The 13,291-nt window shown below is 60.9% G+C and carries 13 protein-coding genes; 10 read left to right on the forward strand and 3 right to left on the reverse strand.

What is annotated here, in order from left to right:
• Positions 1-37: 37 nt before the first annotated feature.
• Positions 38-970 carry a type I phosphomannose isomerase catalytic subunit gene (locus tag ACQRAQ_RS05950; protein ID WP_427794238.1) on the reverse strand — a complete coding sequence of 311 codons (933 nt, stop codon included), beginning with the start codon at positions 968-970 and terminating at the stop codon, positions 38-40.
• Between the two features lie 72 nt (positions 971-1,042).
• Entirely contained in the window at positions 1,043-1,762 is a 720-nt protein-coding gene (locus tag ACQRAQ_RS05955) for a GntR family transcriptional regulator (RefSeq protein WP_154515044.1), read from the reverse strand.
• A 340-nt stretch (positions 1,763-2,102) separates the two neighbouring features.
• Here ACQRAQ_RS05955 and ACQRAQ_RS05960 point away from each other — a divergent pair, with 340 nt between their 5' ends.
• The 3 genes from ACQRAQ_RS05960 (at position 2,103) to nhaA (ending at position 5,768) form a co-directional block, all read left to right on the forward strand.
• The gene (locus ACQRAQ_RS05960) at positions 2,103-3,056 is read left to right on the forward strand and encodes an ROK family protein (protein ID WP_427728539.1); all 954 of its coding nucleotides are present in this window, start codon (positions 2,103-2,105) and stop codon (positions 3,054-3,056) included.
• Positions 3,057-3,222: 166 nt separating this feature from the next.
• Positions 3,223-4,146, forward strand: a complete 924-nt coding sequence (locus tag ACQRAQ_RS05965) for a manganese-dependent inorganic pyrophosphatase (protein ID WP_154515040.1) — start codon at positions 3,223-3,225, stop codon at positions 4,144-4,146.
• A gap of 263 nt (positions 4,147-4,409) precedes the next feature.
• Entirely contained in the window at positions 4,410-5,768 is a 1,359-nt protein-coding gene (nhaA, locus tag ACQRAQ_RS05970) for a Na+/H+ antiporter NhaA (RefSeq protein ID WP_154515038.1), read from the forward strand.
• Positions 5,769-5,868: 100 nt separating this feature from the next.
• Here the strand turns inward: nhaA and ACQRAQ_RS05975 are convergent, their stop codons facing one another.
• Complete coding sequence (locus tag ACQRAQ_RS05975; RefSeq protein WP_154515036.1) at positions 5,869-6,123, reverse strand: hypothetical protein; 255 nt, start codon at positions 6,121-6,123, stop codon at positions 5,869-5,871.
• Between the two features lie 158 nt (positions 6,124-6,281).
• Here ACQRAQ_RS05975 and ACQRAQ_RS05980 point away from each other — a divergent pair, with 158 nt between their 5' ends.
• The 7 genes from ACQRAQ_RS05980 (at position 6,282) to ACQRAQ_RS06010 (ending at position 13,216) form a co-directional block, all read left to right on the forward strand.
• On the forward strand, positions 6,282-7,586 hold the full coding sequence (locus ACQRAQ_RS05980; protein WP_427794239.1) for an aminotransferase class I/II-fold pyridoxal phosphate-dependent enzyme: 1,305 nt from the start codon (positions 6,282-6,284) through the stop codon (positions 7,584-7,586).
• A 66-nt stretch (positions 7,587-7,652) separates the two neighbouring features.
• Positions 7,653-7,967: an STAS domain-containing protein gene (locus tag ACQRAQ_RS05985; RefSeq protein ID WP_154515032.1), complete on the forward strand. Its 315-nt coding sequence runs from the start codon at positions 7,653-7,655 to the stop codon at positions 7,965-7,967.
• A 153-nt stretch (positions 7,968-8,120) separates the two neighbouring features.
• Positions 8,121-8,693 (forward strand): twin-arginine translocase TatA/TatE family subunit, encoded by a 573-nt coding sequence (locus ACQRAQ_RS05990; RefSeq protein ID WP_427794240.1) that lies wholly within the window; start codon positions 8,121-8,123, stop codon positions 8,691-8,693.
• Complete coding sequence (tatC, locus tag ACQRAQ_RS05995) at positions 8,693-9,487, forward strand: twin-arginine translocase subunit TatC (RefSeq protein WP_193221504.1); 795 nt, start codon at positions 8,693-8,695, stop codon at positions 9,485-9,487. The genes ACQRAQ_RS05990 and tatC overlap by 1 nt, the downstream gene beginning before the upstream one ends.
• A 6-nt stretch (positions 9,488-9,493) precedes the next feature.
• Entirely contained in the window at positions 9,494-9,850 is a 357-nt protein-coding gene (hypA, locus tag ACQRAQ_RS06000; RefSeq protein WP_152068469.1) for a hydrogenase maturation nickel metallochaperone HypA, read from the forward strand.
• Between the two features lie 54 nt (positions 9,851-9,904).
• The gene (hypB, locus tag ACQRAQ_RS06005; protein WP_427794241.1) at positions 9,905-10,588 is read left to right on the forward strand and encodes a hydrogenase nickel incorporation protein HypB; all 684 of its coding nucleotides are present in this window, start codon (positions 9,905-9,907) and stop codon (positions 10,586-10,588) included.
• A 54-nt stretch (positions 10,589-10,642) separates the two neighbouring features.
• Complete coding sequence (locus ACQRAQ_RS06010; RefSeq protein WP_427794242.1) at positions 10,643-13,216, forward strand: DNA topoisomerase I; 2,574 nt, start codon at positions 10,643-10,645, stop codon at positions 13,214-13,216.
• Positions 13,217-13,291 lie beyond the last annotated feature (75 nt).

Genomic DNA, 13,291 nt, shown 5'->3' on the forward strand with positions numbered 1-13,291 from the left:
GGGGAGCCCCTTGTTGCGTTTTGGTTGTTGGTGCGACCTAGAGGTGGCTGATAATCAGTTCCATCTGGCCTTCGAGGTCAATGGAGCTGACGGTGCTGGGTGCCAGCAGATGGCTTCCCTTGTGGACGGGGTCGCCGCAGACGGTGCCTTCGCCGTCGATGACCGACAGGCACATGAAGGGCCAGCGCTGCTCCAAGGTCTTGCTGCCGTCGACGCGCACGCGATCGACGGTGTAGCAGGAGTTAGACTCGAGCTCGGTCACGCCGTTCACCTCGGGTGCGGCCACCGTGCCGTCGGTCGGAGCCTGAGCATCAAAGTCGATGCAGTCGAGGCTCTGCTCAATGTGCAGCGGACGCAGTTTGCCGTCGGTGCCGGGACGGTCGTAGTCGTACAGGCGATATGTCACGTCGCTTGACTGCTGCGTCTCCAAAATGAGCGTACCGGTCTTGATGGCGTGCACGGTACCGGAATCAATCTGGAAAAAGTCGCCCTTGTGGATCGGCAGCACGTTGAGCATGTCGTCCCAACGGCCCCCCTCGATCATCTGTGCGGCCTCGGCGCGGTCATGCGCGCGCTGGCCGACGATGATCGTGGCGCCGGGCTCGCAGTCCAGCACATACCAGCACTCGGTTTTGCCCAAGCTGCCGTTCTCGTGCTTGGCGGCGTACTCGTCGTTGGGATGAATCTGGATCGAAAGGTCGTCCTTGGCGTCCAGAATCTTAACGAGCAGCGGGAACTCCTTGCCCTCGCACCTGCCAAAGAGCTCGCGGTGCTCGGCCCACAGCCACGACAGCGTGTGGCCGGCATACGGGCCCTCCGCAATCTGGCAGTCGCCGTTGGGGTGGGCCGAGATGGCCCAACACTCACCGATGGGTCCATCGGGAATGTCGTAGCCAAATACGGTTTCGAGTTGGCGGCCGCCCCAGATCTTCTCGTGGAAGATCGGCGTCAGTTTAATCAAATCGGACATATTCATACCCCATTGTGTTGCGCGGGCGTTGCACAAACAGCTCAAAACGAGCGCCCGCATGACTACAAAAACCTATGCCAACGTTACGTTGTGCAACTCAAAGCGGTCGCCAACGTTGCGCGAGACCGAATACTCAAAGGCCGCGCCGCTGTCCAAAAAGCCAATCTGGTTGAGCTCGAGCAGGGGAGAGCCAGGTTTGGTGTCCAGGCGCTCGGCTTCTTCCTCGGTTGCTGCCACGGCGCGAATGGTACGGTGGAAGCTCGAGATCTTCAGCCCACATTGCTCGCGGACAAAGCGGTAGACCGATCCGTACAGGTCCTTCTTTTTAAGGCCCGGAATCAGCTCGAGGGGCATGTAGGTGTACTCGATAACGATGGGCTTCTCATCGGCCTGACGCACGCGCACGATGTGATAGGCAAAGTCATCCTCGGCAATTCCCAGCTGGGCTGCGATGTCCGCTGGTGGATTAACAATCGAGAAATCATAGACCACCGAGGTCACCTTCTCCCCGCGGTGCTCATACGAAAAGCCCTGGGCACGGTCGTTTTTGCCCTGGAAAAACGCTTGGCCGGGAAGTCCCGCCGTGTCCTTAACGTAGGTACCCGATCCACGACGGCTGGTAACAAGACCTTCCTCGGTGATTTGCTCGATAGCTCGTTTGACGGTGATTTTGGAAACGCTATAGAGCTCGCAGAACTCAACGACGGTGGGAAGCTTGTCGCCTGGTTTAAGAGCGCCATCCTCAATACTTCGACGAATATCTGCAGCTATCGCCTCGTATTTGGGAATCATGGAACCTCCTTTCCAACTTGATTGAGTATAAAAGAAAGTATACTCAACACCTAAGTATCCCTATTGAGTCATTGAAAAGTTCGATAGATATATTACTAAAAGTCGCTTTGCGCTAAAAATAAAAGCGCTCTAAATAAATATACATTCGAATAATGTCGTGTTGAGAAATCTAATCGGTCCGAGGACGGGGCCGAACCGATTTAGCACCCAGCGAACCGAATCCTGTATTCTGCATTTCCTCAGATAAAACCTACCAAAACAAACCTGTCCCTTTTTGGTAGGTTTTTGCCTTGGGAGCGGTACCATACAGACAATGTTTAAACGAGAAAGGCGGGCCCCTATGGAACCTAAGCAGTACTACATCGGCATCGACGTCGGCGGCACTTCGGTTAAGGAGGGCCTGTTCGACGGGGATGGCAACCTGCTTGCGAAGGTCAGCGTGCCCACGCCTCCCATCGTTGACGCTGCGGGCTTTGCCGCGGTGACCGAGGCTATCGACCAGGTGGTAGCCAAGGCACAGATTCCGCGTGCCTTTGTGGCGGGCATTGGCCTTGCTGTTCCGTGCCCCATTCCGGCAGCGGGCGATGCCAAGGTCAAGGCCAACATTGCCATTAACCTGCCCGAGTTGAAGATCGCCATTCAGGAGCACTGCCCCGATGCGGTCGTTAAGTACGAGAACGATGCCAACGCCGCTGCCATGGGCGAGGCTTGGCTCGGTTCTGCCAAGGACGTGCAGAATGTGGTGATGGTCACCATCGGTACCGGCGTGGGCGGCGGCGTTATCGTCAACGGCGATGTGGTGTCGGGTGTTGTGGGCGCCGGCGGCGAGATTGGCCATATGTGCCTGAATCCGGCTGAGGAGCGCACTTGCGGCTGCGGCGGCCATGGCCACCTGGAGCAGTATTCCAGCGCCACCGGCGTGGTGAGCAACTACCTTGCCGAGTGCAAGAAGGCGGGCGTCGAGCCCATCGAGCTCACCGGCCCTTCCGATTCCAAGGACGTGTTCCAAGCCTGCCGCGAGGGTGATAAGCTCGCGCTGGCCGCGGCCGATACCATGGCCGACTATCTCGGCCGCGCCCTGGCGCTTATTGCCAACGTGGTCGATCCCGAGATGTTCCTGATCGGCGGCGGCGCCTCCGCCTCGGCCGATGTCTACCTCGATAAGGTTCGCGAGTACTTCCAGCGCTACGCGCTTTCCGCCTCGCGTGAGACGCCCATTAAGGTTGCCTCGCTCGGAAACGACGCCGGCATCATCGGTTCTGCCTACGTAGCCCTGCGCGCTGCCGGTAAATAGCTGGTGCAAGGGGGCCAGGTTACTTTGCACCAACATGGTGCAAAAGGGACAGCCTTGGCCCCCATACCTGCCACAAAATATGCCGTGGCCCTTCCGTCCCCAAAGGCCAGCTGCCAGCGTGCTACCATAGCTACGTCTAATTACACATACCAAGTGGAGGATACCCATGGCAAACGTTCTTGTCTTTGGTCACCAGAACCCCGATAACGACGCCATCATGAGCGCCGTCGTTCTGTCTCAGCTGCTCAACCAGGTTGAGTATGCCGGCAACACCTATGAGGTCTGCGCTCTTGGTCAGCTTCCGGCAGAGTCCGCCAAGCTGCTCGCAGACGCCGGCATTGCCGAGCCCCGCATGATTGAGTCCGTCGAGGCCGGCCAGCTTGTCGTTCTCACCGACCATAACGAGTCCGCCCAGTCCGTCGCCGGCCTTAAGGACGCCACGGTCTTTGGCGTCGTTGACCATCACCGCATCGGCGACTTTGAGACCGCCGGCCCGCTGCACTACATCTGCCTGCCCTGGGGTTCCAGCTGCACCATCGTCACTAAGCTCGCCGGCGTGCTCGGCGTTGAGCTTTCCGACGTTCAGGCCAAGCTACTGCTCTCGGCCATGATGACCGACACGCTCATGCTCAAGAGCCCCACCACCACCGATGTCGACCGCGCCGTCGCCGCCAAGCTCGGCGAGCAGGTGGGTGTCGACCCGGTCAAGTTTGGCATGGAGGTCTTCCTCACCCGTCCGTCCGGCTCCTTCACCGCAGCCGAGATGGTCGGCAACGACATCAAGATGTTCGAGCCCGCCGGCAAGAAGCTGCTCATCGGCCAGTACGAGACCGTCGACAAGAGCCGTGCTCTCGGCATGATCGACGAGATCCGCGAGGCCATGCGCGCCTACGCCGCCGAGAAGGGTGCCGACGGCATCGTCCTGTGCATCACCGACATCATGGAGGAGGGCTCGCAGGTCCTGCTCGAGGGCGAGACCGAGGCCGCTCAGAAGGGCCTGGGCATTGCCGACGAGCACGACGGCGTCTGGATGCCGGGCGTCCTCTCCCGTAAGAAGCAGGTCGCTGCCCCCATCATGGCTGCCTGCTAGGTTTTGTAACCTGCTACGACCGGACCGCGGACGCCCCGCGCTCCGGTCGTTTTTTGTGCGCGGGACCGCGTCCCCTATTGGACAGGGGCGCCCGTACCGTTGGGCAAATAATGTTCAACCTGTGGTTCCGCTTTTCGGCCACGCCTGCGTGCTTGTCGTGCAGGGTAGGCTAGATGCAAGCGTAATACGTTGGAGCGCGGTGCCGCCACTTGGGCGGGCCGTGCTTTTTTAAGACGGGAGCTTTCCCGTGAAAGGAGCCGCCCATGGCAGCAACTGAGCAGCTGTTCAACGTTCGTGAGCGCAAACGCTTTGAACGTCATGACATCTGGGAGCGCATCGCCGAGAACGGCACGATTTCCGCCGCCGTCATGGTCATCGCCGCCATCGCCGCCGTTATCTGCGCCAACACCGATGTCTACGAGGCTATCCATCACTTTTTGGAGACCCCGCTGTATGTGGGTCTGGGCAACCTTACGGCTGGCCTCACCGTCGAGCTTTTCGTCAACGACTTTCTCATGGCGATCTTCTTTTTGTTGGTGGGCATTGAGCTTAAGTACGAGATGACGGTCGGCGAGCTCAAGAATCCGCGTCAGGCCATGCTTCCCATGCTGGCAGCCGTGGGCGGCGTCGTCGTTCCCGCCTGCATCTACCTGATCTTTAACCATGCCGGCGCCCGCAACGGTTGGGCCATCCCCATGGCAACCGATATTGCCTTTGCGCTGGGCGTGCTGTCGCTTTTGGGCAATCGCGTGCCCAACGGCGTGCGCGTGTTCTTCTCGACGCTTGCCATCGCCGACGACCTCATCTCCATCGCCGCCATCGCCATTTTCTACGGCCAGAGCCCCAGTCCGTTTTGGCTGGGTGCCGCTGCAGTTGTGACCTGCGCACTTGTGTGGCTCAACAAAACTCAGCATTATCGCCTTGCCCCGTACTCGGTGCTTGGTCTGCTGCTGTGGTTTTGCATGTTTAAGAGCGGCGTGCACGCCACGCTTGCCGGTGTCATCCTGGCCTTCACCATCCCGGCCAAGTGCGGTGTTAAGCTCGATAGCCTTACCGATTGGCTAGGCGAGTACCTGCCGTTGCTCGACGACCGTTACGACGACGAGGCGCACATCCTGGGCCAGCACGACTTTACCCTTTCGACCACCAAGGTCGAGCGTGTCATGCACCGTGTGACCCCGCCGCTCATCCGCATGGAGCGCCTGATCTCCACGCCGGTCAACTTTGTGATCCTGCCGATCTTTGCGTTTGTCAACGCGCAGGTTCGCCTTGTGGGCGTGGACATGAGCGTGCTGCTTACCGACCCGGTGACCCTCGGCGTGTACTTTGGCATGCTGCTGGGTAAGCCGATCGGTATCTTTGGCGTGACGTTTGCCCTGGTCAAGCTTAAGGCTTGCGAGCTGCCTCATAACGTTAACTGGCATATGATCGCCGGCGTGGGCATTTTGGGTGGCATCGGCTTTACCATGTCGATCCTCATCAGCGGCCTCGCCTTCCCGACGGCCCAGTTCGAGGTTCTGGCCGCCAAGGCCGCCATTCTTGCCGGTTCTGTTACCGCGGCCGTGCTGGGCATGATCTACATGAGCGTGGTCTGCAAGCACCCTTCGCCCAAGGACGAGTAGGAGCGCGAAAACCGGGGCCGGACATGCCCCGGATGCCCTCGTGTGAAAAAATGCCGTTTGTGAGCACTGTCACAAACGGCATTTCATTTATTTGCCATTTTTATTCCACGGTGCCGTAGACGGCGCCCCAGCCGTGGGCGGCAAGGGCCGAGTTAAGCTGGTCGCAAAGCGATTGGCGGTCGTAGTGGCCGGGCGGCAAAAGATTCACGATTTCCATGAGATCGGGCGCCAGGTCCAAGATCTCCGCCTGAACGATTAGATCCAGGCGGTCAATGGCCTTACGGTCATAAAACAAGCCGTCGACCAGACGCTGCAGGTCTCCGAACTCCTCGGCTTGAAAAGAGCCGTATTCCATACTGCCTCCTTGGATGTGCCATGCGGCTATACGGGTCATACGGTGGATATCGTAATTCATTGCGATGGACTTAATCTATCACGGCTTCATACCGTTGCGGCGGTAGCGGTCTATACTTAGACAAACTGCAACGTCCCGCTTTGCGAAAGGTCGCACCCATGCAGACGATCTACCAGAAGATGGAAACCACCGAACTCGATGCCGCCATCGAGGCGCTCAAAGCCGAGGTTGCCGAGGTCAAGGCCAAGGGCCTGGCGCTCGACATGGCGCGCGGCAAGCCGTCGCCCTCCCAGGTGGACATCTCGCGCCCCATGCTCGATATCCTCAATGCCGACGCCGATCTGCACGACGGTAACGTCGACTGCTCCAACTACGGCTGCTTTGAGGGCATTCCCTCGGCACGCAAGCTGGCGGGGGAGTTCCTGGGTTGCCCCGCCGATCAGACGCTCGTACTGGGTTCGTCGAGCCTTTTGATCGAGCACGATATCGCCGGTATGTTCTGGCGCTGCGGCTCGTGCGGCAGCGAGTCTTGGGAGGCTTATGAGGCCGCGCACGACGGTAAGAAGGTCAAGTTCCTGTGCCCGGTTCCCGGCTACGACCGTCATTTTGGCATCACCGCCGACCTGGGTATCGAGAACGTCCCCGTCGCGATGACCGGCAACGGCCCCGACATGGACGAGGTAGAGCGCCTGGTTGCCACCGACGACTCCATCAAGGGCATCTGGTGCGTGCCCAAGTATTCCAACCCCACGGGCATCACCTTTAGCGAGGACACCGTGCGCCGCTTGGTCGAGATGCCCACGGCCGCGCCCGATTTTCGCATCTTTTGGGACAACGCCTACTGCGTGCACGACCTGTACGACGAGACCGACGAGCTCGCCAACATCTTCGATCTTGCCCGCGCGGCGGGTACCGAGGACCGCGTGGTGGCATTCGCCTCGACGTCCAAGATCACCTTCCCGGGCGCGGGCATCGGCTTTATCGGTGCGAGTCCCGCGGTCATCGCGGAGTTCTCCAAGCGCCTGAAGGCCGGTCTTATCAGCGCCGACAAGCTCAACCAGCTACGCCACGTGCGCTTCCTTCCCACCATCGAGGCGGTCAAGGAGCACATGAAAAAGCATGCCGAGTTCTTGCGTCCGCGCTTTGAGGCCGTCGAGCGCAAGCTCACTGAGGGCCTGGGCGATACGGGTTGCGCTACTTGGACGCATCCCCGCGGCGGCTACTTTGTGAGCTTTGATGGCCCCGAGGGCTCGGCCCAAAAGGTCGCCGCGCTTTGCGCCGACCTGGGTGTCAAGCTCACGCCGGCAGGTGCCACCTGGCCTTATGGCAAGGATCCGCGCGACACCAACATCCGCATCGCGCCGAGTTATCCCACGGTCGAGGACCTGGAGGCCGCACTCGACGTGCTGGTGCTGGCCGTCAAGCTCGTCGCTGCCGAGCTTGCTCGTGCCGAGCGCGCCTAACGCGTAGGGCCCCGCAAATCCGCGTCCAGTACCATCCACACTCTCGATACGCAAAGGAGCGTATACATGGATTTGGGTATTTCCACCAACCCCACGCCGGAGCTCTACACCATCAGGGTGACCGGTGAGATTGATATCTCTAACGCCGACAGCTTGCGTAACGCCATCGACTTGGCGCTCGAGCAGCCCACCGAGGCCGTTGAGCTCGACTTTGCCCAGGTGAGCTATATCGACTCGACAGGTATTGGCGTACTTGTGGGCGCCGCGCACCACGCAGCCGATCACGACAAGCGGTTTGGCTGCGTCAACGTGCAGCCCCCGGTGATGCGCGTGGTTCAGTTGCTGGGTGTCGACCAGGAGATTTCAATTACGGCGGCATAAGCCCTGCCCCAAAAAGGGCGTGCCGTTTGGTATATGTTTGTGATGCGCTCGGATGTTTTGACGTCCGGGCGCTATACTTGACCGAATGAATAGACGAGTTCCGGCCGAATGGCGCGGTGCGGGCTCGACTCACATCGAGCCTTGGAGGTATGTGTGTTTGGTATTGGAGAGGGTGAGCTCGCGATCATCGTGGTCTTCGGCTTTTTGCTGTTTGGCCCGGATAAGCTCCCGCAGATGGGCCGCACGATCGGCCGTGCCATCCGTCAGTTCCGCGAGACGCAGGAAAAGATGACGGCTGTTGTTCAGTCCGAGATTATCGATCCGGTAAGCGAGGCCGCTTCGGCTCCGGTCAAGCCCAAGAAGGCTGCCGTCGATGACGATTCCGATGCGGACGAGGATGCCGTCGATACGGCCGCGCCCGCAAAGAAGGAGACCTTTGCCGAGCGCCGTGCCCGCCTTGCCGCCGAGAAGGCCGCGAGTGAGGGTGCTGCCGAGGACGAAGGTGCTGCTGGTGAGGCTGAGGGCGCCGAGTCTGCCGCTGCCGCCGTCGAGCCCGAGCCTGCTGCAGAGCCGGAGCCCGAGCCCGAGCCGGCAGAGCCCACGACGGCTGACCTCTACGCCCGTCGTCCCCGCAAGCGCAAGGCCGTCGTCGACCAGCTCGCTCGCGAGCTCGAGGCCGAGGACGACGCCGCTGCCGCCCATGCCCCGAAGGGAGGCGATGAGTAATGCCTATCGGACCTGCGCGCATGCCGCTCTTCGATCATCTGGGTGAGCTCCGTCGCCGCCTGACCATCGTGGTCGTGTCAGTTTTTGCCGCCGCCATCGTGCTGTATTTCGCCACGCCCGTGGTGCTCGACATCCTGGAAGACCCCATCCGCTCCTTTGTGCCGGACGGCAAGTTCTACATCACCACCACGCTCGGCGGCTTTGGTCTGCGCTTTTCGCTGGCCCTCAAGATGGCCGTTGTCATGTGCACGCCTATGATCATTTGGCAGATTCTGGCGTTTTTCCTGCCGGCGCTTCGCCCCAACGAGCGCAAGTGGGTTGTGCCCACGGTGCTCGCCTCGACGGTGCTGTTCTTCCTGGGCGCAATCTTTTGCTACTTCATCATCATCCCTGCGGGCTTTGAGTGGCTCATCGGCGAAACCTCGGCCGTCGCTACGGCGCTGCCCGATCTGGAGAACTACGTCAACATGGAGCTGCTCTTTATGATCGGCTTTGGCGTGGCGTTTGAGCTGCCGCTCATCATCTTCTACCTGTCTGTCTTCCATATCGTGTCCTATGCGGCCTTCCGCGGTGCCTGGCGTTACGTATACGTTGGCCTGCTTGCGGGCTCGGCTGTGATTACGCCCGACGGCTCGCCCGTTACACTGGGTCTCATGTATGGCGCCCTGCTCTCGCTCTACGAGATTTCGCTCGCCATCGCCCGCGTGGTCATTACCGCGCGCGATGGCAAGGAAGGCTTGTTTGTGAGCCGTCTGGATCTGTTCTCGAACGACGACGAGGACGACGAGGAGTAAATCCGTATGCACGAGGTTGGCATTGTCAACGGCATACTCGATACAGTGATTCGCGCGGCGCGTGGGGCGGGGGCCTCGCGCGCTGTTTTGGTAACGCTGCGCATTGGGGATATGACCGAAGTTGTGCGTGAGGCGCTCGACTTTGCGTGGGAGACGTTTCGCGACGAGGACATGCTCACGCGCGGCTGCGAGCTTGCCGTGGAGGAAGTCCATCCACAAAGCGAGTGCCTGGACTGCCGCGAGGTCTTTGAGCACGACCGCTTCCATTGCCGCTGTCCTCAGTGTGGCGGCACCAACGTGCGCCTGCTGCACGGCCGCGAGCTCGACATCGCCAGCATCGAGATCGAAACCCCCGACAATTAACCAGCCTGCCATTTGGGGACGGGGTATAAATGGTAGAAGTAAGGAGTGCCGAGTATGGCCGAGAAAACTATTGATATCGCATCGCCGATTCTGTCGCGCAATGAGCGCCTGGCAGATCAGCTGCGTCAGCGATTCAAAGAGACAGGCACCTATGTGATCAATGTGCTGTCGAGTCCCGGCTCTGGTAAGACCACCACGATTCTGGGCACCAACGAGCGCCTGCGCGACAAAGCCGGCCTGCGCTGTGCCGTCATCGAGGGCGATATCTCCTCGGATGTCGACGCCATCACCATGAAGGAAGCCGGCATGCCCGCCATTCAGATCAACACGGGCGGTCTGTGCCACCTCGAGGGCAACATGATCATGAAGGCCGTTGACGCGTTCGACCAGGCAGTGGGCCTTCAAAACATCGATGTTATCTTTATCGAAAACGTGGGCAATCTGGTCTGTCCGGTCGACTTTGACCTGGGCGAGAACCTGTCCATCATGATTCTCTCGGTGCCCGAGGGCGACGACAAGCCCATTAAGTACCCGGGCATCTTCCAGCACGCTGGCGCACAGCTGCTCAACAAGGTCGATGTGGCCCCGGCTTTCGATTTTGACATGGATAGGTATACTAAGACACTCGATGACCTCAATCCGCAGGCGCCGCGGTTTGCCGTGAGCGCACGCAAGGGCGAGGGCATGGATGCCTGGTGCGATTGGCTCATCGGGCAGATCGAACAAACAAGGGCGTAAGTCGGCCGTCGTACGTGCGGGCGCAGCCGCAGACACACGAGATAGGAGCCTCTTTTGAAGCTCATCATCGCCGAGAAAAACGACGCCGCGCGTCAGATTGCCGAGCGTCTTTCCACGGGCAAGCCCAAAAAGGACAAGGTGTATAACACCGCCATCTACCGTTTTGAGTGGAAGGGCGAGGAGTGCGTGACAATCGGCCTTGCCGGTCACATCCTTGCGCCCGATTTTTGCGACAGCGTGCTGTTCGATAAAAAGCTGGGTTGGTATTCGGTCACCGAGGACGGCGAGATGCTGCCGGCCGACATACCCGATGGCCTGGCGCGTCCGCCCTATGACACCAAGCGCAAACCGTTCCTTGCCGACGGTATCTCCATCAAAGGCTGGAAGCTCGAGAGCCTGCCCTACCTTACCTGGGCGCCCGTTATCAAACTGCCGGCCGAGAAAGAACTCATTCGCTCGCTCAAGAACCTTGCCAAGAAGTCCGACAGCGTCATCATCGCCACGGACTTCGATCGCGAGGGCGAGCTGATTGGTTCGGACGCCCTCAACAAGGTGCGCGAGGTTGCGCCCGACTTGCCGGTTGCCCGCGCCCAGTATTCTTCGTTTACCAAGGCCGAGATCACGCAGGCCTTTGATAACCTCGTCTCGCTCGACCAGAACCTGGCCGATGCCGGCGAGAGTCGTCAGCACATCGACCTCATTTGGGGTGCGGTGCTCACGCGCTACCTGACGCTCGCCAAGTTTGGCGGCTTTGGCAACGTGCGTTCTGCCGGCCGCGTGCAGACCCCGACGCTCGCCTTGGTGGTCGAGCGCGAGCGCGAGCGCATGGCGTTTGTGCCCGAGGACTATTGGCAGATTCGCGGCATGGCTGCCGCGCAGGCTGCTGCCGAGGACGACCGCTTTAAGATCGCGCACAAGACGGCGCGCTTTACCGACAAGGATGCTGCCGAGATGGCGTACGGCCATGTCGACGGCGTTGCGACGGCGACCGTTGCCGCGGTGACCAAGCGCTCGCGTAAGCAGCAACCGCCCACGCCGTTTGCGACGACCTCGCTGCAGGCTGCCGCTGCGGCCGAGGGCATCTCGCCTGCGCGTACGATGCGCCTCGCCGAGTCCCTCTACATGGCCGGTCTCATCAGCTACCCGCGTGTCGACAATACCGTGTACCCTGCGACGCTTGATCTGGGCGCCGTGGTGAGCGACCTGGCAAAGATCAACCCGGCGCTGGCGCCCGTGTGCAAAAAGGTGCTTGCCGGTCCTATGAAGCCCACGCGCGGCAAGGTCGAGACCACCGACCACCCGCCTATCTATCCCACGGGCGAGGGCGATCCGTCCACGCTCGACGGTGGCCAGCGCAAGCTCTACGACCTCATCGCTCGCCGCTTCCTGGCGACGCTTATGGGCCCCGCCACCATCGAGAACACCAAGCTCGAGCTCGACGTGAACGGCGAGCCGTTCGTGGCTTCGGGCGATGTGCTCGTGACCCCGGGTTTCCGCGAGGCATACCCGTACGGACTCAAGCGCGACGAGCAGATGCCGCCGCTGGAGCAGGGCGACACGGTCGACGTATTCGACATTAAGCTCGAGGCCAAGCAGACCGAGCCGCCCGCACGCTACAGCCAGGGCAAGCTCGTGCAGGAGATGGAAAAGCGCGGCCTGGGCACCAAGTCCACGCGCGCGAGCATCATCGAGCGCCTGTACGCCGTGCGCTATCTCAAAAACGATCCCGTGGAGCCGAGTCAGCTGGGTATCGCCATCATCGATGCACTGTCGCAGTTTGCCCCGCGCATCACGAGCCCCGATATGACCAGCGAGCTCGACGGCGACATGACCCGCGTGGAGCGCGGCGAAGATACCGAAGAGCATGTCGTGACGCACTCGCGCGCGCTGCTGGCCGGCGTGCTCGATGAGCTGCTCAAGCATACGCAGGAGCTGGGCGACGCCATCAGCGATGCCGTCACGGCCGATGCGCGCGTGGGCGCCTGCCCCAAGTGCGGCAAGGATCTGGTCATGAAGACGAGCGCCAAGACCCGCGGCAGCTTTATCGGCTGCATGGGCTGGCCCGACTGCGACGTGACCTATCCGGTGCCGAGCGGCGTCAAGGTGAGCCCGCTCGAGGGCGAGGCGGCCGTGTGTCCCGAATGCGGCGCACCGCGCATTAAGTGCCAGCCGTTCCGCCAGAAGGCTTTCGAGATCTGCGTGAACCCCACGTGTCCCACCAATTACGAGCCCGACCTTAAGGTGGGCGAGTGCAAGGTGTGCGCCGAGGCCGGACGCCATGGCGATCTGATTGCGCACAAGAGCGAGAAGAGCGGCAAGCGCTTTATCCGCTGCACCAACTATGACGATTGCGGCGTGAGCTATCCGCTGCCGGCGCGTGGCAAACTCGAGGCGACGGGCGAGACCTGTCCCGAGTGCGGCGCTCCCATCGTGGTGGTCAGCACGGCGCGCGGTCCGTGGCGCATCTGCGTCAACATGGACTGCCCGACCAAGGAGAAGAAGCCCGCCCGCGGCCGCAAGACGACGACCAAGGCGAGTACGGCGAAGAAGACCACGGCGAAAAAGACGACTGCCAAGAAGGCTGCCGCGAAAAAGACGACCACAAAGAAGGCGGCCGCCAGCAAGTAACGGCGCAGCCGAAACATTGCCCAAAACAAAAACGGGCGAGGGTCCCATGATCCTCGCCCGTTTTTTGTTCGGCGG

Source organism: Collinsella sp. SGI.178, assembly GCF_050313495.1.
Taxonomy (GTDB): domain Bacteria; phylum Actinomycetota; class Coriobacteriia; order Coriobacteriales; family Coriobacteriaceae; genus Collinsella.